This is a genomic window from Antricoccus suffuscus (genome assembly GCF_003003235.1).
In the GTDB taxonomy this organism is placed as follows: Bacteria; Actinomycetota; Actinomycetes; order Mycobacteriales; family Antricoccaceae; genus Antricoccus; species Antricoccus suffuscus.
In genome coordinates this window covers 119,236-141,372 of the sequence record NZ_PVUE01000001.1, presented here as the reverse complement: position 1 = coordinate 141,372, position 22,137 = coordinate 119,236, and the positions used below count along the sequence as shown (strand labels likewise).

The 22,137-nt window shown below is 60.1% G+C and carries 20 protein-coding genes; 3 read left to right on the top strand and 17 right to left on the bottom strand.

The window, feature by feature from the left end:
• Positions 1–3 precede the first annotated feature (3 nt).
• On the top strand, positions 4–1,167 hold the full coding sequence (locus tag CLV47_RS00690; protein ID WP_106347077.1) for a glycosyltransferase family 4 protein: 1,164 nt from the start codon (positions 4–6) through the stop codon (positions 1,165–1,167).
• Positions 1,168–1,201: 34 nt separating this feature from the next.
• Here CLV47_RS00690 and CLV47_RS22710 read toward each other — a convergent pair whose 3' ends face one another.
• The 10 genes from CLV47_RS22710 to CLV47_RS00640 all read right to left on the bottom strand — a co-directional run bounded on the left by CLV47_RS22710 (position 1,202) and on the right by CLV47_RS00640 (position 11,086).
• Positions 1,202–1,624, bottom strand: coding sequence for a serine O-acetyltransferase (locus CLV47_RS22710; protein ID WP_106347076.1), 423 nt, complete (start codon positions 1,622–1,624; stop codon positions 1,202–1,204).
• A 4-nt stretch (positions 1,625–1,628) separates the two neighbouring features.
• Entirely contained in the window at positions 1,629–2,858 is a 1,230-nt protein-coding gene (locus tag CLV47_RS00680) for an MATE family efflux transporter (RefSeq protein WP_170110887.1), read from the bottom strand.
• The gene (locus CLV47_RS00675; protein WP_106347074.1) at positions 2,851–4,086 is read right to left on the bottom strand and encodes a glycosyltransferase; all 1,236 of its coding nucleotides are present in this window, start codon (positions 4,084–4,086) and stop codon (positions 2,851–2,853) included. The genes CLV47_RS00680 and CLV47_RS00675 overlap by 8 nt, the downstream gene beginning before the upstream one ends.
• Positions 4,083–5,450, bottom strand: a complete 1,368-nt coding sequence (gene wzy / locus CLV47_RS00670; RefSeq protein WP_170110886.1) for an O-antigen polysaccharide polymerase Wzy — start codon at positions 5,448–5,450, stop codon at positions 4,083–4,085. The genes CLV47_RS00675 and wzy overlap by 4 nt, the downstream gene beginning before the upstream one ends.
• A gap of 142 nt (positions 5,451–5,592) precedes the next feature.
• Positions 5,593–6,528: a glycosyltransferase family 2 protein gene (locus CLV47_RS22705; protein ID WP_170110885.1), complete on the bottom strand. Its 936-nt coding sequence runs from the start codon at positions 6,526–6,528 to the stop codon at positions 5,593–5,595.
• Between the two features lie 36 nt (positions 6,529–6,564).
• Complete coding sequence (locus CLV47_RS22575; RefSeq protein ID WP_272946772.1) at positions 6,565–6,942, bottom strand: acyltransferase; 378 nt, start codon at positions 6,940–6,942, stop codon at positions 6,565–6,567.
• A 253-nt stretch (positions 6,943–7,195) separates the two neighbouring features.
• On the bottom strand, positions 7,196–7,816 hold the full coding sequence (locus CLV47_RS22700; RefSeq protein ID WP_202862301.1) for an acetyltransferase: 621 nt from the start codon (positions 7,814–7,816) through the stop codon (positions 7,196–7,198).
• Positions 7,813–8,451 (bottom strand): sugar transferase, encoded by a 639-nt coding sequence (locus tag CLV47_RS00650; RefSeq protein WP_106347070.1) that lies wholly within the window; start codon positions 8,449–8,451, stop codon positions 7,813–7,815. The genes CLV47_RS22700 and CLV47_RS00650 overlap by 4 nt, the downstream gene beginning before the upstream one ends.
• The gene (locus tag CLV47_RS00645) at positions 8,448–9,566 is read right to left on the bottom strand and encodes a DegT/DnrJ/EryC1/StrS family aminotransferase (protein WP_238145182.1); all 1,119 of its coding nucleotides are present in this window, start codon (positions 9,564–9,566) and stop codon (positions 8,448–8,450) included. Before CLV47_RS00645 ends, CLV47_RS00650 begins: the two co-directional genes overlap by 4 nt.
• Positions 9,567–9,598: 32 nt before the next feature.
• Positions 9,599–11,086 carry a polysaccharide biosynthesis protein gene (locus tag CLV47_RS00640; protein WP_420313789.1) on the bottom strand — a complete coding sequence of 496 codons (1,488 nt, stop codon included), beginning with the start codon at positions 11,084–11,086 and terminating at the stop codon, positions 9,599–9,601.
• Between the two features lie 592 nt (positions 11,087–11,678).
• Here CLV47_RS00640 and CLV47_RS00635 point away from each other — a divergent pair.
• Complete coding sequence (locus tag CLV47_RS00635; protein ID WP_106347067.1) at positions 11,679–13,169, top strand: tyrosine-protein kinase domain-containing protein; 1,491 nt, start codon at positions 11,679–11,681, stop codon at positions 13,167–13,169.
• 74 nt (positions 13,170–13,243) lie between these two features.
• Here the strand turns inward: CLV47_RS00635 and CLV47_RS00630 are convergent, their stop codons facing one another.
• Positions 13,244–13,840 (bottom strand): arsenate reductase/protein-tyrosine-phosphatase family protein, encoded by a 597-nt coding sequence (locus tag CLV47_RS00630; RefSeq protein ID WP_106347066.1) that lies wholly within the window; start codon positions 13,838–13,840, stop codon positions 13,244–13,246.
• Positions 13,822–14,727 (bottom strand): WD40/YVTN/BNR-like repeat-containing protein, encoded by a 906-nt coding sequence (locus CLV47_RS00625; RefSeq protein ID WP_106347065.1) that lies wholly within the window; start codon positions 14,725–14,727, stop codon positions 13,822–13,824. The genes CLV47_RS00630 and CLV47_RS00625 overlap by 19 nt, the downstream gene beginning before the upstream one ends.
• A 294-nt stretch (positions 14,728–15,021) precedes the next feature.
• On the opposite strand from CLV47_RS00625, the gene CLV47_RS00620 reads away from it, so the two are divergent.
• The gene (locus CLV47_RS00620) at positions 15,022–16,125 is read left to right on the top strand and encodes an LCP family protein (RefSeq protein WP_170110884.1); all 1,104 of its coding nucleotides are present in this window, start codon (positions 15,022–15,024) and stop codon (positions 16,123–16,125) included.
• A gap of 57 nt (positions 16,126–16,182) precedes the next feature.
• Here the strand turns inward: CLV47_RS00620 and CLV47_RS00615 are convergent, their stop codons facing one another.
• The 5 genes from CLV47_RS00615 to CLV47_RS00595 form a co-directional block, all read right to left on the bottom strand.
• Positions 16,183–17,220, bottom strand: coding sequence for an ABC transporter permease (locus CLV47_RS00615; protein WP_106347063.1), 1,038 nt, complete (start codon positions 17,218–17,220; stop codon positions 16,183–16,185).
• Positions 17,217–18,770: a sugar ABC transporter ATP-binding protein gene (locus CLV47_RS00610; RefSeq protein WP_202862300.1), complete on the bottom strand. Its 1,554-nt coding sequence runs from the start codon at positions 18,768–18,770 to the stop codon at positions 17,217–17,219. Before CLV47_RS00610 ends, CLV47_RS00615 begins: the two co-directional genes overlap by 4 nt.
• Positions 18,771–18,778: 8 nt before the next feature.
• Positions 18,779–19,822, bottom strand: a complete 1,044-nt coding sequence (locus tag CLV47_RS00605; RefSeq protein WP_170110883.1) for a sugar ABC transporter substrate-binding protein — start codon at positions 19,820–19,822, stop codon at positions 18,779–18,781.
• Positions 19,823–20,029: 207 nt separating this feature from the next.
• Entirely contained in the window at positions 20,030–20,977 is a 948-nt protein-coding gene (locus CLV47_RS00600) for an MBL fold metallo-hydrolase (protein ID WP_106347061.1), read from the bottom strand.
• An 85-nt stretch (positions 20,978–21,062) separates the two neighbouring features.
• On the bottom strand, positions 21,063–22,091 hold the full coding sequence (locus tag CLV47_RS00595; RefSeq protein ID WP_106347060.1) for a fumarylacetoacetate hydrolase family protein: 1,029 nt from the start codon (positions 22,089–22,091) through the stop codon (positions 21,063–21,065).
• Between the last annotated feature and the right edge of the window lie 46 nt (positions 22,092–22,137).

Here is a 22,137-nt window from a genome sequence, read left to right as displayed (position 1 = left end):
CACATGAAGCGAAAAATGAGTTCTACGCTCACTTTCCAGCACCGGCCCAACGTGCTGCTTTATGGCGTCACCGCTCCCCAAACAGCGGCGATTCTGCTACGCGGCCAACTCGCATTCATGCGGAAGGCGGGGTGGGAGGTCCACGTTGTATGTTCCCCGGGCAGCCAAGTTGACACTGTTCGCAAACGAGAAGGTGTCGCGGTTCATGAACTTCCAATGCGCCGCGAGATCGCATTGCTCTCTGATCTACGGAGCCTTCGGGAGTGGTGGCGACTTCTAGGACGAATAAGACCGTCGGTGACGAACCTCAGCACTCCCAAAGCGGCGTTAATCGGATCTATCGCGTCTTTGCTACGACGTGTGCCACGTCGCGTCTATCTCGTCCGGGGTCTCCGGCTTGAGGGCGAGCGGGGAGTTCGGCGTGCGGTTCTGTGGGCCATGGAACGGCTAACGATCGCGATGAGTACCGACGTCCTCGTGGTCTCAGCCAGCCTTCGCGACGAGTTGGTCGCCGCCAGACTCGCCCGGCCAAAACACTTGACGGTGATCGAATCGGGTAGCAGCAACGGGGTGCAGGGGCGCGAGATCGCACGGCGCGTAGAACTACTGGACACGACGGGTCTTCGAGCAGGCCACGGAATTCCTCCTGATGCGTTTGTGGTGTGTTACCTCGGCCGGCTGGCATCTGACAAGGGAATTCACGACCTGGTTGACGCTCTATTGCGACCGGAAACCGAGACCTTTCACCTTCTGGCGGTCGGAGAGGTCGAGAACGGCGCTGTCGTAGACTATCTCCGACGACTCGGCCCGCGGCTTCACCTCGAGAACCCCGTGACAGATGTAGTCCCGATACTTGCCGCGGCCGACTCGCTGTGCCTGCCAACTCGGCGGGAAGGCTTCCCGAATGTTGTGCTCGAGGCCGGCGCCGCGGCCCTACCCGTAGTTACGACACGTGCGACAGGAGCGCGCGACTCAGTGATCGACGGGCAGACCGGATTCCTGGTCGACGTTGGCGACAGTCTCGCAATGGCAGCGCGGCTCAATCAGATCGCAGCGGACCCACATCTTCGGTCAAACCTGGGACAGGCGGGACGTTTGCGTACATTAACAGATTTCGTACCTGAACAGATCTGGACCGAGTTGGAGCATCGCTACCACGGCACGTAGCCCACTTGGTCTCACAACTAAAAACGTACGATCCTCACACTCTAGGGGCGACGATTCTTGCAGGGACCCCGGCCGCAGTAGCGCCCGGTGGGACATCTGTCAGAACGACCGCGTGGGCGGCGATCTGCGCCCCATCACCGACTTTGACGTCTCCAAGTATTGCAGCACCAGCACCGATGAGCACGGCGTTACCAATACGCGGGTTGGCGCGCACACCGCTTCGCCCCCCGATCGTCACGTTCTGCAGTACGCGTGTGCGGGCTCCGATTTGGGTGTCATGTCCAATCACTACACCGAGCCCTCTGTGCGCGAAGACTACCGTTGGGTCGATCGCAGCCGTGTACGGAATTTCGCACGAGTAGAAAAGCCTGGTAACTCGCCCGAGAATTCTTGGCACCAATGGAATTTTGGCAAGATAAGCTTTGCGCGCCCAATCCAGCGTTCGAATATTTGTCATACGACTATCTCCCAATTCGTGATCTAAATTGCGCCAAGTCAGCACGGCGGACTACGAACAAATTGCGCGCGCGCACTCCAGAAATCCTGCAGAAGTGAACGGAGAAGACAACTGCAGTTACCGAATAGGACAACACGGTAGTCCAGGCAGCGCCCGCAGCGCCGAACCGCGGAATAGCAAACAGATTTACGACAACGTTAATCATCACGGCTGCCGCAAGCGAAACGAAGTATAGCCTCGATCGCCCGTCTGCCAGCATCACTACCCCAAGGATCTTGAAATATATCATTCCTATGGCGCCCAAACTCAGGATCAACAGCAGCGGATATGAAGGCGAATATGCAGGGCCGAATGCAAGCGATATCAATGGGCGGCCCACAGCCGCCAGGAAAAGCGCACACACCAGCGTTGCTGCGACGGCGATCTTAAGCGGCCCGACGACGAGCCGGGGGTCGGAACTACGAGCAACGCGCGACACCAAGACCTCCTTGATTGCGTCAGCAATCACCCACAGATATACGATTAGGCCTGCGGCAACGGCGTAGTGTCCCAGATCGTCGGGCGTGCCAAGCCACTTCAAAAGTACCGTATCTACGTTGTAGTTGAGCACTACGAGAAGCGCGCTCAGCATCGGCAACCAACTGTACCGAAAGATTGCCGGTGCGTGTACGAGATTGACAGGAATGAAGACCATCCGGCGGGCCGCAACCAGGTACACAAAGAAGGGCACCAGCCATGCGAGCGCAGTAAGGACCACCGGCCAAATGAGTCCTCGAGGAAAAAGGGAGAGGGCACCTACGAAAGCAACAACTCGAAAGATGGACATTCCAATGTTCGCCCAGATCTTCAAGCGGATATTGTAGACGGCCATCGAACCCTCGAGCTGCTGATAGAGGACCGCAGGCGCCACAAGCACCACAGTCGCTCGCACAAGCTCAGAGTTGACCAAGGCGAAAACCCCGAAACTGAGTACTACGTAGGCCGCGAACTGGATCAAGAATATGCGCATGAACACTTCAAACGTCGACTTGCCGAGTCGGTGTTTGAAAAAGTAGGGGAATCCGTAGTTGAGGCCGAACCCGAGAAATATTGCGACCAGCCCCGCGACCTGAGTCACATACGCGTAGTCACCACGCAGCACTACGCCCAAATATCGCGCCACGATTATCGAGACTGCGAAGCCAGACACTAACGAGACGGCCTTGCTTACCAGGTTCAGACTGTAATCACTCATCGGTGCCCGATGACGCTGCGATCCGCCCGGTGCAAAGCGCCGCGAACAGAGCGTTCGGATCATCGACTTCTTCGGCGTACCTCACGCTGGCATTGTGTCCAAGTTTCTCAGCAAAGACTGGGTTATCGATCAATAGACCGATAGCCGATCCAATAGCCGCGATATCAATCTCGCAAACTACCCCGGTCACGCCGTTCTCGACCTGATCTGCAACAGTCGGATAGTTCGTGACGACTATAGGCTTGCCCGCTGCTCTAGCTTCCTCTACTGAGTTCGAGCGCCCTTCTGTGCGCGAGGGATGGACATAGATATCGGCCGCGCTTACATAGGGCAATGTATCGCTCACCGACCCGGGTAGAAGGAAGTAGCGTTGCAGTCCGCGCGCCCGAACCTCGGCCTCCAACTCCGCACGACTCGGCCCGTCGCCTAGTACAACCCAACGGATCCGACGCCCAGCACGGACCAGCTCATCACACGCGGCGACCGCGAGTTCGAGACCCTTAAGCGGATCCAGTCGTGAGACCGTAAGCAAGTTCACCGTGCCCTCGGCAGCCAGCGGCACCATGACCTCGGCGCGCTCCATCGATGGCCCATTCGGTATATCGTTCTTATAGACCTGGGTGCATCCACGCAGTACGGGATACATATCCTCGAAGATCTTTGCACAAAGCGTGGATACCGCCACGACGCCGTGTATCAATCCGAAATACCGACCGTCCAGAACGACATCCCGATTAAGAACACGTGTATCGCTTCGCACCCAGTGGTACCTGAAATGAGCATCTACTAGGTCGACAGCGCAATACGTAGACTGACCTAAAACACCGATGGCCATATCGAACTTCCCGGGAATTTTCGGAAGCCGCTTCCGGAGTATGCGCCACACGTGCTGTCGCGCTTGTTGTCGTCCGCCCGTAGCTGCCGCGCCGCGAACAATCTGGTTAAGTAGCTTCCAGGAACTACGCACCCCGCCTATGCGGAACAGCCGAGCAATGTGCCTCGCGGCATCGGTCGCGGGAATAGTCGCGCTGGTCAACGCTGGAGGAGTTGCAAGCACGGTTACGTGGCCCGGGATCCAAGGCGCGAGCGCGTCGCTACCTGGGTCGAGCACGAGCAGATTTACGTCGAATTGTCGAGGATCAAGCCGTTCCAGCAGACCAACGAGACTCTTTTGCGGACCGCCAATTCTGAGAGAGCTGACAATAATCAGGACGCGATATGGGCTCATTCGTCTTCCGATTCCCCGGCTGCCGCCCGCGCGCGACGTAATCGCGATCGCTGCGCAACTAGCAGTATGACAAAGGCGGGAACGACTACATATTTGCCGTAGTAGGGGAAGACTGAGTTGATCGATCCACGAACTGAGAAGCCCACGAGTGCGAACGTCGCGAGCACTAGGACAACTCGGATAGTTCTACTTGAATCAGTGGACGTAGGCATTCTCAGCAGGAGAAGAAATATGCCACCGTAGAGTGCCATCGCGATACAACCGCCAACTGACCCAAAATTTAGATAGCTCTCGGCAAATGGGGTAAAGCCAGGGCCATAGGACATATTCAAGGTAGTTTGTAGCCAAACACCCGGACTGCGCATGTCCGTATCAACGCCAAGAGCCGAGGTCGCGGCGCTCCGGACCGGCTCGGGGACCGCAGCCAGAAGCCCACCGACATAACTCGATCCAAGTGCATACTCGTGTGCACCAGGAACCAATTCGACTACCTTAACGAGAGGGAAAAGAGTTCCCCCCACTGTCGACAATGTGACGCTTACGGGATTGTCCCGGAAGACGTCGAAGTCCTGCGCCCCTGTCCCGTAGCTTTGCCGAAGCAGGCCGATCGCAGGAATTAGGAGCAATGCCAGCGCCCCAATGCCGACGATCGCGACGCTAGAACGACGCCGAACCCCTCGACCGTGCTCAGTCCAGATTAGCAGCGCAGTGACAAGATAGATCATCCCTTCGCCACGATCACCTGCCGCAAACCGAACTGCCGCGATAGCCAGAATCCCGATGATTGCAGCGCGCCTGGATGTCAGCGACCCCGCGATACCTATTAGAACGAGACCAACAATTAGCAGATATGCGACGCTAAGCAACGGCGAATCAAGACGCGCCCCCTCAACATAGTACGCAGAGTATCCGCCGGCGAATATTACGCGAAAGTTGTTAAAATTGATGATCGCGAAGGGGACAATCCCGATTGCAATAGAGAGATATCCTACCGTTCTTATTGCGCTCTCCCAATCAACTGCAGACGGAGAAGACCGTCGCAACCCGCGGCGCTGTGGAAACACCCAATTGGCGACGACCGCTCCGAGACAGCACGCCCAGTATGCGTATAGAAAGTACTTTCCAGCTGTCACCACAGACGTGGCCTGCTCACGATTGAGTACGTCTGCTCCATCTGGCGAGACGCCGAATGCAAAGAGAGCGAGTTGCCCCCACGTGAATAACCAAAGGAACAGGAAGTAGAGAACGACCGGCGAAAACAGGCGGCCTGTGATGCGGCGAAGAAGCACCAACTCGGCGATGAGGAGGAGGTTGCCGGCCCACGCAAGCCGATACAACTGATCCCACGGGCGTTGGCCGTCCACACTGCTGGATACGTATAGCCAGAGAACTAGGACAACGACACCTTGGAAAATAAGACTCGCTTGGTGCGATTGCCTTCGGCGTTCGGTTCGTCGATCGAACGTGCGTAGATCGATTCGCTTGGCCACTGACAACTGGGGCATACTACCCGACACCCCCATACTTTGATCGGATTCGGTAACGCCAGTACGTCGAGAGCGCAAGGCCCATCCCTCGACCTAGGAGCCGCTCGAGCGGATATCCGCGCAGTTCGCTACGAAGGCGTTGGCCACAGAACCTCCGGTATGCGAAGTACATCGCACCATATTTAAGTCGGGATTGGAGGCTGCTAGCTTGCTGAAATTGCAATTGTGTGTACTTCATCATTGACCGTGGGTTCTTAACGCGTAGCGCACGCCCTTGCGCCGTAAGACCGCCGGCCCGATACACCGCGACACCCACTACGGTGTTGGTGAACCACATCTTCCATTTTGGCTCCATGAGCAACTGCAGTACAGTAGGACCGAGATACCGTTCTCCTGGGTACTCAGGATAGCCAATTGCCGAGTAGACCCTGCGTAGATAGCCGACGCATCCATCGTACTTTCCAAATGTCTCATCGTGGCGAGCGCGACTTAATCGGATATCTTCGTGTGGGAGTGTTGGACCGATGAGCTTGAGTTCCGGATCGACATATCTGAAAAAGATGGCGCCTATAGATTCGTCTTGTTCACTCGCCGACACAGCAGCTTTCATTAGCCGAACAGCTTCAGGCGTGATGGTGTCATCGCTGTCGACGACAACACATATATCGGTATTGGCTTCACTGAACACGCGATTTAACGAAGCACACTTTCCAATTGTTGATTTATTCGCTAACAGTCGAATCGGGAAAGTCGCCGTCCTCGAGAGATGTTGGATAAACAATTTGGTTCGGTCTGCGCTACCGTCGTCGACCACGTACCAGGTGAAATCGGTGTCTGACTGCACCCGCAGACTCTCATACAGTTCTTCGAGCAGATCGGCGCGATTCAGGGTTGTGGTGACGACCGCCAGGCTCGGCGAGTCATTGATGATCTCTCCGCGCGAAGGCCTAGTCACAATGTGCCCCAGACGGCTTGACGACGCAGGGGGTCATCACGATCTCGCGCCCAAGACTCGCGCTGGAACCCCCGCCACGACCATCAGTGGGGGAACATCGCGAGTAACTACTGCTCCAGCGGCCACCACTGATCCGTGCCCAACGCTGACACCAGCAAGGATCTTGGCCCCCGCTCCTATCCAGACATCATTATTGATCACAACTGGCACAAATTCGATCGGCTGATCTCGTATTGGAACCGAGATATCAACAAACTGATGCTCCGTCGACATGATAGTCACGCCATGCGCGACAGAAACATCATCACCAATCCGTACTCCGCCTGAAGCATCGATATAGCACATCGGATGAATGCTCACGCGATTCCCGATTTCAAGGTTCTTTAGAGAAAATAAGAACACCGATTCGCGCACGTCTACCAGCCGTCCACATGACATTGTGAGCGTGCGCAGGAGAACGTATCGAAACGCGCGACTGGCTCGACTCTGTCGAAACCGAAGTGCTCCGTATGCCCACTCCTTTGCTGCCCGCGGCAACCTAACCGTTATGCGTTCGAGCGTCGCCAGGAGCGGCTCGACGGCCTTAAACTGCTCCCGTCCTCGCGAGCGCGATCTTCTGGATTTCACAGGGCTATCCCCTCAAGTACGGCAAGCGATACGCGGCCCGTCACCGCGCCGGTACACCTTTGACTACCGACCCGGCCCGGACATCGCGCGTAACACACGCGGCGGCGCCAACAACTGCGTCATCTCCGACGCGGCGGCCTTGAAGCACCACTGAAGAAGCGCCGACGAGCGCGCGCCGCCCGACCTGGCAGTCACCAGAGATAGACGCGGACGGGTTCACCGTTGCGTAGTCACCGAGATCGGTGTCGTGTCCGACGGTCACGTTCTGATTAATGTGCACGTGTTGACCGACTCGTATGTTCGTTGTAAGCCGAGCTCCGGGCCAAACCACTGTTCCGGGCGCTAGCATGCAATCCGATCCAATGCTAGCGCTGGCATGGCGGAAGGTGAAAGCCTGAAGTCCATGCCCCTCCGCTATCGCTGTGATTCGTTCTCGAGCTGCTCCATTCGCGATACCGATCAAGTACTTGGTCTGCAAAGGGATCTTGGGCATCGAAGCACTCGTCCCTAAGTACGTGTGTCCTTGCGCGTGCAGTCGACTTAGATTTAGATCACTCGGAGAATCATCGACGACGCCCAGCACCCGAATTCCCTCCGCGGATGTCATTGATGCGATTTCTCGACCCTGCCCGCCGCATCCAAAGATGATTAGGTCCGTCATACCGAACCGTCGTCGACTGTGAACGCACCGAACTCTGTCATCGTTACATGACCGGGCTCACTGACCCCAGTTCGCGTCAGGACTTGGAGAATAGTCTTCACTGCAATCCATGCATCCAGGCGCAAACTTCGATTGTCGACGTACTCGACGTCGAGCGCAAATCGATCTTCCCACGGCACTTCGTTCCGTCCGGAAGCTTGCGCCAGGCCCGTGACACCTGGTCGGACCTCGTGGCGGCGAGCCTGCTGCGACGTATATCGGTCGAGGTATGCCATCAACAGGGGCCTCGGGCCGATCAGACTCATGTCCCCTCGCAGAACGTTCCACAACGTAGGCAGTTCGTCGAGGCTCGTTCGGCGAAGTCTCTGGCCGAATGGTGTCAGCCTCTCCTCGTCGGTCACGAGACCACGAACGAGATCGACATCGCGCATTGTTCGGAATTTGACCAGATCAAATGGCCGACCGTCGCGGCCCGGACGGCGTTGCCGAAAAAGAACTGGCGACCCGAGATTTCTCCGCACGACGATCGCGAGAGCAGCCTGTACTGGGGCCGTGGCTACCAGCGCGACCGCGGCTACAGAAACATCGATCAGTCGCTTGAATCGGTCATACGGTTTACGGTTTCGCGCGCTCACGAGACCCGATCCAGGAAATTGCCGATGATACAGTCGATCCGCTCAACGTCGGACTCGTCGAGAGCAGATCCGCTCGGAAGGGTGAGACCGGTGGCAAACAGGCGCTCCGCCGCGCCGGATATAAAGGCTCTCGCCTCCCTAAATACCGGCTGCAAGTGCATCGGCTTCCAAAGCCGACGAGACTCAATGTTGCCTGCCGCGAGTTCCTTGCTGAGATCTTGTCGCTCCCAACCAGCACGTTTGGGATCGACCAATAGCGAAGTGAGCCAGCAATTGTCCGACTCATCTCCGTCCCGCTGGAACACCTCGACTCCCTCGACCCTCTCAAAGGTCCGAGCATAACGCTCGCGGTGCTCACGCCGCCGCGCGAGCATCTCGTCAAGGCGCTGCAATTGCGCCCTACCCAGCGCCGCGAGCAGGTTGCTCATGCGGTAGTTGTAGCCAACCTCGGTGTGCTCATAAAACTCGACGGGTTGACGTGCCTGGGTGCTCAGATACCTTGCTCGCGCCGCAAAGTCAGCATCATCCGTTAGTAGGGCCCCGCCACCACTGGTGGTCATGATTTTATTGCCGTTAAATGAGAGCGCCGCCGCCGCACCAAATGAGCCGGCCGGCCGGCCTCGATCGACCGAACCAAGCGACTCCGCCGCATCCTCCAGCACCGGGACGCCGTGGCGATCGCAAAGAGCTTCAATCGCGTCGTGATCAGCACACTTGCCGAGCAGGTCAACGGTCATCACGGCGGCGATCGTTTGGCCCTCGGCACTTAGTGTGCTCATCGCGAAGCCGAGCAGTTCCGGATCGAGATTTCCGCTGAATGGGTCGCAGTCGACGAAGACCGGTGATGCGCCGGTATAGACAACCGCATTGGCAGTCGCCGCAAACGTCATCGTCGGCACGATGACGCTGGTGCCCGGACGCGCGCCGAGTTGGAGCAGTGCTAGATGCAATGCGGCGGTGCCAGAGCTCAGCGCCACTGCATGCCCACGCCCGCAACGATTCGCAAGCTCCGACTCAAACCCGTCAACGTGGGGGCCTAACGGTGCGATCCATCCTGATCGGACGGCATCGACAAGGAAGGACTCCTCAAGCTCCCCAACGTCAGGAGAGGACATGTGGATGCGCGGACTGGCCTGACCGTCGGACGTCATTCAGTCGATCCAACTTCCTGCATCTGCGCCATCGCGTCACACACATGGTTTATGTCATGGACAATCGCCTCGCGGAAGGCACCTGTGTTTAGTGCATGAGCTGTCGTGGCGTTCACCGACGGTACAGCCACGTGCGAGACCAACGGATGAACGGGGCGTTCGTCGGGCTCGCCTGCACCGAACAGCTCCTCGTGCATTTTCTCGCCATCGCGCAAGCCCGTGTACTGAATCTCGACCTGCTTGCCCGACATCGCGATCAGCTGGTTAGCCACATCCTCAATCTTCACGGGCTCGCCCATGTCTAGCACAAGCGCTTCGCCGTCACGACCAATTGCTGCAGCCTGGATGACCAACTGCACTGCTTCCTGGACAGTCATGAAATAGCGGGTGATGTCCGGGTGTGTCACGGTCACGGGACCGCCGGCCGCAATCTGCGCGGCGAACGCGGTAAGGACCGATCCGCGGCTGCCGAGAACATTGCCGAAACGGACGCTTAGGTAGGTGCCGTCGGATTCGGCGGCGATGGTCGCTGTCAGCCCCTCCGCGATTCGCTTCGTATATCCGAGCACGCTGCACGGATTGGCTGCCTTATCCGTTGAGATGTTGACGAATCGCTCGACGCCGAACTCTCGGGCGGATTCTAGGATGTTGAGCGATCCCCACACGTTCGTCTTGACGGCTTCGGCCGGATACTGCTCAAGCATCGGAAGGTGTTTGAGAGCCGCGGCGTGAAACACCACCGTCGGGCGTCGGGTTGCAAATATCTCGTCGATTGCTTGCCGATCACGTATGTCCGCAAGCACGACATCGTCGGAGTCCAACATTGCCCTGCCGAAAATCGATAGCTGCACGGCATGTAAAGCCGACTCGTCGCGATCCAGCATCATCAATTCGGCGGGTCCGTATTTATAGATCTGACGACACAGTTCAGATCCAATTGACCCGCCAGCGCCAGTAACCAAGACCCGCTGCCCGGTGAGGTAACCCGCAATGGACTGAATATCGGTATCAATCTGATGTCGGCCAAGGACATCGGCGACGTCGATGTCGCGAACGTCACCTATCCCGATCCTGCCGTGCAGAAGATCATTGATGCCGGGCAGCACCTTCACCCGTAATCCGGCATCCGTTGCCAATGTCGACGCTCGCCGTACGAACTCGGCACCTGCCGACGGAACAGCGAGGACAACGGTTTTGGCGCCCGTGTCGTCGGCGATTTTTTCCACGTCGTCGACCGTGCCGACCACGGGGACACCATTGATTCTCAGGTGGCGTTTCGCCGGGCTGTCATCCAGCAGTGCCACCGGTTTCCATTGTGACGTGGGATCTTCGTGCATGGACTTGATCAGTTGCCGGCCACCGTCGCCGGCTCCAATGACAATGATCGGTTCGCCGTCGGTGCCGCCGACCCGGCGGCGATCACGCTCGTTCAGGCGACGCCAGGTCGCGCGCCCCCACGCCATAATCGCGAGCGCGGCAAGCATCGCCGTCAGCGGTACCGACCGCGGCGCGACCTGGACAACGAGGTTAACTAGAAACAGCGTCGTCCCAGCGCCGACGACCACGGCGCCAAGCCACACCATCTCCTCGAGGGTGGCCACCGTCGCGCGGCCGTGATGCAGGCGGACAGACCAGGCGATCACCGTGTGAAGGGCGATCGCGATCAGCCAGACCCACACCGCGCCGGACCAGTCAACCTGGTGCGGTTCGAAGTCCATCCGTCCCAGCGATGCGAGGACTACTGCGACACCCCACGCGGCGGAATCAAATAGGAAGAGCACCCCGCGACGATGATCACGCAGAGCGGAAGACATGCGTGTACCAGACATGGGTGGGGGCCTCCAGGTCAATATCGAGCGAACTAGTGCGGTTAAGCGGTTGTGGGGTTCAACCTGGCGAATGTTACCTTCACACAGCAAACTTTCACCCTACCAATGCGCCAAATCACCACCGATTCGTGATGAAGAAGTGACCGGTGTGACGTCGCGTTTTGGTTACGACGACACATGAATCAGCCAGAACTGCAATAATCGGCTGGTCTTTACGCCACCCCTCAGAGAATTGGGCGTCTTCCCCGTGGACCTTCGCGACTACCTGCAGATCATTCGGCGACGCTGGTTGCTGATCGTGTCTTGCTTCCTGGTCGCGATCGCCGCGGCCGCGCTGTTCACGTTGCAGGCGACGCCGCAATACCAGTCGACGGCACGACTCTTCATCTCCACCCCGCAGTCGGACAACACCGGTGCGGCATACCAGGGCGGACTCTTTTCCCAGCAACGCGTCTCTTCTTACGCTGATCTGATTACCGGGAAGCAGATCGCTGAGCGGGTAGTCAAGAGGCTCGATCTGCACGAATCACCAGCCTCACTGGCGAGCCGCACCACCGCGACCGTCGTACCGGAGACGGTGATTCTTGAAGTCACGGTGCAAGACCCGAGCCCCGAGCAATCACAAAAGCTGACCGAATCCGTCGCCCAGGAGTTCACGACCTTCGTTGGAGAGCTCGAGACGTCACCGGGCCAGGAGAACGCTCCGATCAAGGCGACCATCGTCGATCCGGCGACCGTGCCGACGAGCGCCGTTAGCCCGCAACCGCTGCGTAACATCGGGCTTGCGGCCGTGCTCGGTCTTCTCGTCGGGATCGGCGCCGCGGTGTTGCGCGAAATCCTCGACAATTCGCTTAAGAACTCGGATGGGCTCAAAGAGGCCACGGGCGCGGCCCAGCTTGGGAACATCTTCTTCGACTCGCACGCGGCCAAGCGACCACTCGTTACCCAGCTCGACAGTCACGCTCCGCGAGTCGAGGCATTCCGAATGCTGAGGACCAACCTGCAATTCGTCGACGTAGACAGCTCGTCGAAGGTCTTCGTGGTGACCAGTCCGCTGCCGGCTGATGGTAAGTCAACGACCGCCGTTAACCTGGCGATCACACTTGCGCAGGCCGGTCAACGCACCGTGCTTATCGAGGCGGACCTGCGTCGTCCGAAGATCTCCGAGTACTTGCATCTGGAGCCGACTGTCGGTCTCACGACGGTGCTCATCGGCCGGATAGACGCCGAAGACGCGGTCCAGCCCTGGGGGGACAGCGGCCTGCACGTCATTTCCAGTGGCGCGATCCCGCCGAACCCCGCAGAGCTACTCCAGTCGAAAGCAATGACAGCGACTCTTGCAACGCTGCGCGAGCACTATGACGTCATCTTGATCGACGCGCCTCCGTTACTTCCGGTAACCGACGCTGCTCTGCTTTCCCAACAGGCCGATGGCGCGATCCTCGTCGTACGCCACGGAAAGACGACAAAGGAGCAGGCTTCACTCGCGGTGCAGCGCCTCGAGTCCGTGGATGCGCGTTTGCTCGGATCCGTTTTCAACATGACGCCCGAAAAGGGTGGGACTGGTTATGGATACGGGTATGGCTATGGATACGGCTACGCCCCGCAAAAGGACGTGCAACTCTCCGACGCGGAGACCGCGGTAGGTGGGAAGCGTCAGCGCAAGCGGGTCGAGAAGCCTGCTCCGCCTGCGCATGCGGAGGAAGCGCCGACGGACGAGATCCAGCGGATTCGCTGACAATTCCTGCGTGTGCGGATTCGGCCCTTCGACAGGCTCAGGGAACTGGTTAGTTCAGGGCACGGTGCTGGTCGTTAGCGGGTGAGGCCTTTTGCGATGGCGGCGGTGGCCTTGGCGATCACACCGGCGATCTGATGATGCTTCTGTTCTGAGGCGCGGTAGGGATCCTCGATGTCGTAGTGGTCGAGCGTGACGTCGCCGCGATGCGCGAACGCGGCGGTCACGATCTCGCGCGGATCGCCTGCGGGGTGCGGTTTTGAGTCGAGGTGTTCGATCAGGTGCGCAAACTCGAGGATCGTGTAGGTACGCCGAAGCGCCCGCGGCACCTGCTCCAACACATATGTCCGGTGCTCACGAGCGGCGGTCAAGATCAGGCCCGCGGTCTCGATGTCGTGCGCAGTGATTTGCTTCGACCGGAAGTCCGTCGGGTCGCCGCCGAGGTCGCGCAACTCGGCCGCAGCGTCCGCGTCCATCTCCGCCGCGTCCCAGCCGCGAATCCCCGCACTAGTGACGACGAATTCAACCTTGCCGCCGGAGGCATCTTGGGCCAGATCCGCCCGCAGAAGGTGTTCGGCCATCGGCGAGCGGCAGATGTTTGCCGTACAGACAACGAGGATGCGAAACGTGTCGGGTACCGGCGTGACGGTCGGCGTCAAGGGGTCGAATTCCATGTCACCGCCCCGTCCTTACTGACCTGCAGGGCGTCGTCGACCTGCGCGTAAACCGTGTCACCGACACCATCGATGGCCTTCGGTGTCGTACCGGGCAGGCATGCCGTCTGCTTCCAGGTCGTGCCGGCGTCCTCGGTCGTGAAGGCCGCTGCCGGGCAGTCCGCGGTCGCCGCGAGCGCGAACCCGCGAGAGAGATTGACGAAGGCGATCGCCGCAATATTGGGAAGCTGCCCGGCCGTATCCCACTTCGCGCCACGGTTTTTGGTGACGCGTACGTCGCCGCTGCTGCAGGCGACGTACGCCTGCTGCGCGGACAGCGTGCTGAATGCGACCGGCGTGCAGCCAGCCTCGACGGCGCCGTCCGGGGAGAAGATTTGCGTCGAAGTGGGGTCGGTGCTGAAATACCAGGCTCCCCCGGCGGACTCGCTGACCCAGGTGGCGCCGCCGTCCCGCGAGCGATAGAGCGTCGGCTGGCAACTGGCGTCGGTGCCGATGAACCAGAAGTTGTTAGAGGCCTGAGCAGATAGCCGCAGCACCTGGCTGACCTGCTGGCTGGCCGGCTTGAACGTCGCGCCCTTGTCGGTCGAGTATTCGACCGTCGCGGTGCCGCCGGACGTGCAGTCCCCGCCGTTGCTGCGCAAGATCGTGCCGTCGCCGCCGACCGCAAGCAACGCTCGATGCGCGTCTTTCTTCGCCGGGGTGGTCGCCGCCGACGTGCTCGTCGCCGCAGCAGTACTGCTGCTCTGTTGCGACTGCGATGTCGAGCTGGACGACTTGGACGTTGAGGAGGCCGGAACCGTGTTGGTGTGCCGGATGGCCAGGCCGATCAGCACGACGTCGGCGACGAGCAAGGCGGCTACCGCGCCGATCGCGAGGTTTTTGCGCATGGTCGCTGCCTCTCAGGTCGGGTGTCCAGTGTGACGGGTGGGATTAGTGCCGCCGTACAGACCTTAATGCGTACGACGGCGCGATGGCAGTCTGTCGCCAATTCGTGACGGCAACATCACGCCTGAGCAGGCCCGATGTCGCGATGATTGGCCAAAGTCACTGTGCCGGAGCTATCCGTACGCCGTGAGGTGAGCGTGGGTCTATGCGACATGTCGCAAGTGGGGCCGGACGGCGCCCGAACTCCGGTAACATTGCGCGTTGCCGATACGACACCAAATGATCTGGGGAACCGCGTGGCTGACGATTCGCGAGAGGATCCGTCGTACGACGACGATCTGACCCTGGACGACATCGGTGAAGAGGCGCCCGAGGATGCAGCGGCCGCCGGCGCACCGAAGAAGAAGGGCTTCGTCCGGCGGCACAAGGTGCTCACCGGGTTTCTGACTCTCGTCGTACTGCTCGTCGGTTCGGTCGTCGGCTTCGGGCTCTACCTCAACGGCAAGCTCAGCAACATCGACACCTATACCAGCCAAATCGACCCGTCCAACCGCGTGCCGCGCGAGGACACCGGCAAATCCGGCCCGCCCGCTCTGAACATCCTGATGATGGGCGCCGACCACAGCGACGCGGGATCCATCGCGCAGCAGCTCGCCAGCGGCAAGTGGGACAAGGGTTCCATGCGTTCGGACACCATCATGATCGTGCACATCCCGTCCGACCGTTCCGCCGCGTACGTCGTATCGCTGCCCCGCGACTCGTGGGTCCCGGTGCCCGGCTACGGCACCAACAAGATCAACGCTGCCTTCTCGTACGGCGGGCCCGACCTCGCCGTCCAGACCGTCGAACAGCTCACCAACATGCACATCGACCACGTCGTGATGATCGATTGGAACGGCTTCAAGGACCTGACCAACGCGCTCGGCGGCGTCGAGGTCAACATCCCCGGCGAAGGCGTGCAGAAGCTGCAGGGCCAGGCCGCGCTCGACTACGTACGCACCCGCAAGACGCTGCCGAACGGCGACTTCGACCGGGTCAAGCGGCAGCAGAACTTCCTGCGCCAGGTCATGAAGCAAACCTTCGACTCGGTGTCGATCACCAATATCGGCATGCTGACCAACATCCTGGGCATCTTCACCAGCAATACGACCGTTGACTCCGCCTTCACGCCGTCGTTGATGCGCGATCTGGCCTGGGAGATGCGTGGCGTCAAGTCCTCCAACATCCACTTCATGACCGCGCCGTACACCGGCACCGGCATGGTCGGCGACCAGAGCGTCGTACACCTCAACGCCGAGCAGGACGCGCTGCTGTTCGCGGCGATGAAGAAAGACGAGATGCAGAAGTACATCCAGCAGTACAAGCCCGCTCAGCTCGACAGCCCGGACAAGATTAACTAGGCGGTCGTGCATCTGTCGGGTACGACGAGGTCTCTAATCTCTCCACCACGAATTAGGTCAGGCCGTCTTGGTACGACTGCGAATCAGCACCGCGGCGGTGACCGCGAGCACGAGTCCGGCGCCGTAAAAGACGTCCTCGACCCAGCCCGCGTACCCAAGCAATTGGAGCCCAATGATGCCCGTCTCAAGGAAGTAAATTCCCAGGAAGGTGCCCATCGGGTTGAACTGTCCCGGTTTGACAATCGCAGTTCCGAGGAAGACCGCCGCGAGCGCCGGAAGTAGATAGTTCGCCGACGCAGTCGGGTCGAAGCCGCCGACAGAGGCGACGAGAAGGATGCCGGCGAGACCCGCGACAAATCCGGCGACGATGTAGCTCGTCGCCCGCACGCGATCGACCCTGATCCCGGCCAGCCGCGCCACTTCTCGGTTCGCCCCAACAAAGACGATGTGCCGCCCCATCGGTGTCCACGTCAACACGTAGGCAAAGACCAAGCACGCGACGAGACCGTAGTAGAACGACAGCGGCAGCCCGAGAAACTGGGTCAGCGCCAGATTGGAGAACGTCTGGTTGAAAACTGAGACGGTGTTGGAGTGCGCAATGTTCTCTGCGATACCCACATACAGGCTGGCCGTTCCGAGCGTGACAATCAGCGACGAAATACCAAGCTTGACGATGAAGAATGCGTTGATGGCACCGCATACGACCGCGGCGGCGAGGGCAATGAGACAGGCCAGCACGATGTTCATGTGGTGCAGCCCGACCAGGACAGGGACGAGTGTTGCCGAGACGCCCATTACGCCGGCGAACGACAAGTCAAACTCGCCGACGACCATGGTGCACAGCGATGCGACCGCGAGGAGCAGTAAGGCCGACTGAGAACCGAAAATCGCCTGGACAGTCGACACATTCAGGAACTTGTCCGGCATGAGGATGCCGTAGACCACCGCCATGGCCAGCCACACCAGCAGCAAGGCGTACCGAGCGCCCAGCCCGTTGAGCCGCTCCCTGACAAAGCCGCCAACCCTGCCACGACGCTCACCCGGTGCGGGAGGGCGGGCGTCCTCGTTCTTGTCCGTCCGCTTCGTCATAGTCATGGATGGCTCCCTGCCGACTCGGGCTTTTGGGCGTAGATCTGTTCCAGGATGGTGTCGGTGGTCAGCGCCTTGGCCGGGGATAGTCCCTGCTCGTCGAGGATCAGGACGCGGTCGCAGGCGAGCGCCAGGTCCTCCGGCTCGCTGCTGACCAGCAGAACACTCGCGCCGTTGTCGGCGGCGCGTTCAACGCTCGCGAGGATGTCTTGACGGGCTCCGACGTCCACGGCCTGCGTGGGCTCGTGGAGCACGACGAGGGCTGGGGCCAGCGCCATCCATTTGGCCAGCAGGACCTTCTGTTGGTTGCCGCCGCTGAGCTGCTTCACCAACAACAGTGGGTTTCGCGGACGGATGTCGAAGAGGTCGCCGGCTTCTTTAGCCTCCTCGCGCTGCCACCGCTGCGCGACGTACCAAGGACGCCCGCGACTACGCAAGGCCGGAAGGCTGATGTTGTCGCGCACGCTGAGTTCGTAGGCCAGCCCGTCGCGGTCTCGTCGTTCGGGCACGAGTACTACCCCTGCGCGGATACACCGGGACACTGAGGAATTGGACAGGTTCACTGTCTTGCCGCCAACTCGTAGCTGTCCGGACTCGGCCCGTGTCGCGCCGGTCATAAGGTATGGGATCTCTTCGTAGCCGTTGCCTGGCACCCCGGTCAGTCCCAACACCTCGCCGGCGGCGATGCTGAACTCGAGTGGACCGATACGGGGACTCCTCAAGGCGCTCACCTCGACCGCTGCGGCGGTTGGGCGCACAACCCTGGTCGAACGTGGCGCGATAGCGGCCACTTCCGCGCCCAACATGCGTCGCGCTATCTCGGCTTCGGACAGATCGCGCGTGACCAACCCTGCACCAGCTACTCGGCCATCCCGCAGAATGGTCATCCGGTCCGTGATGGCCAACAACTCGGGCAGGTTGTGGCTGATGATCAGCACCGCACTGCCGGCCGTCGCGATCCTCCCGAGCAACGCGTGTATTCGGGCTAGGTCTTCACCGGTCAGCGCTCGGGTTGATTCATCTAAGATGATGAGCCCCGACCCACCGTCGTGGTCACGCATCGCGCGAGCGATCGCCACTTCGGCCCGCTCAGCGGCCGTCAAGGAGCCGACTGACTTGTGCGGGGCCAGATCGACGCCGAGCCGCGCGAGCGTCTCGCGCGTGACTCGATCACGCGCGGTCCGGTCGATGTATCCAAAGCGGGACGTCGGAAATCCACCGACGCAGACGTTCTCTGCGACCGTCAGTTGATCGAGTAGCCCAAGATCCTGGTGTACCACCGACACGCCTGCCGCGTGCACCTCGCGCCACCGCACCGGATGCCGCATCGCTACCCCGTCCACGACGTAGACACCACCTGGATCGGGCTGGTGAAAGCCCGTGAGGATCTTTACCAGCGTCGATTTTCCCGACCCGTTCTGGCCGGCCACTCCGTGAATCTCGCCGGCCGAGACGCTCAACGCCACATTGTCCAAGACCTTCGCGGTACCGAAGGTCTTGGACAATGACTGGACATCGAGACGCGCTGCGTCGCCGGCCATCGCCGCGTTGTCCATTCGGGCGCCTACCCGACTCCCCAAGCCTTCTTGAAGGTGCTCTGGAATGTATCTGGCCCGTACCAGGCGTTAGACGCATACGCATCCGGGGTGAGAGTCAGCCCAGCGACGTTGTCTTTGGTAAACAGACGCGTTACTGGCGGCGTGAAATCTGGCGTCTGCCCTTTCATCATGCGGATGACGGCATCAACCCATTGCCACCCTGTGTAGACAGGGCTAGAACCGACGTCTGATAGCTGCACCGGCGGCTGCCCCGACGCGATCTTTTGCAGGGTCGGAAGAGTCCCGCTGATAGCGGTCAGCTTCACCTTGTTGGCGAATCCCGCCGACTGGATCCCCTGGATGACGGCCGGCTCACCGGAGTCCACCTCTACAACCACGTAATTAGTGTTTGGATGCGAAATTAGGGCAGCGCTGGCCAGTGACGCCACCTTATTGAGGTTTGCGGTATTATACATCACCAGGTCGAAGGTGCAACCAGGACAGCTCTTGGCGGTGAAGGATTTCGCAGCATTTGCGGTGGCTGCCGTCGACTTCGTGTCCGTGATCCCCATATACAGAATGTGGGCATTTCCAGCACTATCTGCGATCACGGAATTTATCGCCAACTCGCTCGCCTGAGTACTGGCTTTAGTCGCATCATAAAATGCAATCTGCGCCGAACTGGTTTTGCCGCCAGAAGGTGGCTCGCCGGCGATAAGCGCAGGAATCTGATGGGTTATCAAACTGTCATACGCGGTCGGCACGTCGACATAGTCGATGTACCCACCTATAACGGCAGACGCACCCTGTGTAGCGGCCTGATTCAGACAAGAGGCCTCGGTAGTTGGGACCAATTGTCCGTCACAGACGTGGACCGTCATTCCCGCGGCTTCCGCTGCTTGCTTCACCCCGACGCCGAATCCCTGGAAGATCGGCAATGACCCTCCGAGCGGTACATACCAGATGGACTTGCCCTTCAGACTCGCGACGCCACCAGAAACTGTTGTGATCGCCGGATAGTCGGTCACCTTCTTCGAATACTTAGCGACATCTGCCTTCGCCGCTGCCACGCCGGCCCCGCCCCCTGCCGTCGATCCGGATTTTTGAGATGTAGTCGGACTGCTGCTACAGCCGGACGCCGCCATAAGAACTGCGCACGCGATGGCCAATAGAGCCCCCGTGTACCCCGCTCGATAACCCCTTATGCGAACACCCATTTTGATAGCCGCCTCCCCCTTGAGATAGCGAAAATATGATCGGCAAACGGACGGGAAACATCAGTCAGTGAACCCCTCCAGCTCCGCGATCCTGCGGAAAACTTCAAGGGTGTCCTGGCGCTCGAGCGAGGGATCGAGTTCGTAGTAGACCGCCAGGACGTTCTGCGCCAGCCGACCACGCTCGTCGAGTTGGTCGAACCTACCCAGGTTGATATCGCGCATCGCGTCCTCAGGGCTCATCCCAGCATCGTGGCGCGCGGTTGCTTCCTTTTCTACGAAGACCAGGTAGTCCATCACGTCTTGGACCCCGCCTTTATCAGTGACCGGCCCGTGCCCGGGCACGATGAAGTCCACATCGAGATCGAGCATGAACTTGCAGGCCGCGACCCAGTTACTGACGGGGCCGGCCCAGCTGATCGGCGTGCCTCCGATGAACAGCAGATCCCCGGCGTACAAAGTCTTCTCGGCTGGCACGACGACGACGCTATCGCCGGCTGTGTGCGCGGGACCGAGCTCGTAGACGCGCACCTCGGTTCCGCCGACATCCAGTTGCAACTCCTTCTCGAAGGTGCGTGTTGCAGGAGTCGGCGTGATGCCCTTGAACTCGAACTGCCCCATAGCGTGACGCGCGAATCGTCCGGTCGCCCCCGGCTGCTCGAAGAGACCGAGAATCAAGTCGGGGCCGTTGGCCGCCATCTCTTCGGCGGTGCTCTTCGAGGCGATTATCTCCGCGTCGGCCACGAGTTCGTTACCGAACCAGTGATCGCCGTTGGCGTGTGTGTTGACGACGGTCCGGATCGGCGCCTCATCGGTGATCGGCCGGAGGCCGGCCAACATCTCCCTGGTCATCGGTAAGTCGAACAAGGTGTCAACCAGCAGCGACTGCCCGTGGCCGGTGACCAAACCCGCGTTGCTCCACCCCCAGGTCCCGTCCGGAACGAGCCAGGCGTGGCAGCGCTCAGTAAGTCGATGACTACCTTTTGTGTACGGAATGGCGTCGATTGCCATCTCGGTTCCTCTCTCCCTGGGCTCCGAGTTGAAGCTCTCAAGCGTGCTCGGCGCAGGAGTGGCTATGAAAGACGCTCCCGCACGATCAGTGGTGTACGTGCACCGGCGGTGATCCTTTGTAACTGGCTATTCCGGCGCCGGGTGGATAGGTCTCCTTGGGCCCCACGGTGTTACGAAGGGTGCCAATCCCGGATGCCTCCAGCTCCACGACATCTCCCGGCTGGATCCAGCGGTCGAGCTCGAGTCCGCAGCCGCCACCGACCGTGCCTAGCGCCAGAAACTCACCCGGGTAGACGTCTTCAGAAAGCGACGCCCACGCCAAGACCTCAGCGAACGAGAACTGACGGTGCTCAGTCGTGCCTGAGGCCCATACCTCGTCGTTGATGCGCGCGGTCATCGTGATGTCCCACTCGTCGACCTCGTCCATTGTCAGTACGCACGGACCCATCGCCGTACAGAAGTCCTTGCCTTTTGATGGACCGATGGTCAGGCTCATCTCGAACATCTGAATATCGCGAGCACTGACGTCGTTGAAGATCGTGACGCCGGCAATCAATCCCGACGCCTCGTCTGGGCTCAGATTGCGCCCATGACCATTCGTGAAGAAACCTAGCTCCAGCTCGAAATCCAATTGCTCGGTGTATCCCGGCCACAGCAGCGGTTCGTCGGGACCGATAATCGTCTCAACGTTGCACTTGTAACAGATAGGCATTGCCGCGAATGCCTCGGGGACGGCCAATCCCGATCCGGCCGCATGTTCGGTGTAGGTCAAATAGTCCCGAATCCGCCGGGGACGGGGCACGGGCGCCAGCAGCCGTGCATCGGCGCTAGAAACCACCGCCGGCTCACCGTTTGGTCCAATAAGCGCATCGCCGGAGCCGTCCCGAGCGACAACCACATCGATGGCACGCTGCGCCGCCGCTCGCCCGAGGTCCCCACTTTCGAAGAACGCGACCATTTCGCGCGGGACATCGTGAAGGCCCGCCGACTGGGTGTCCACGCCGCGCAGTCCCGCATCGGCATACAGCACCGCGTGGGGGTCGATGATCACGTCGTCGTGCAAGATGCCGAACCTGGGCGTCTGCACGCCCGCCACAAACGTCACTAGTCGCATATGACTATCCGCCTTTCGGAACACGTGAAGTGCCGGGTCGGACTGC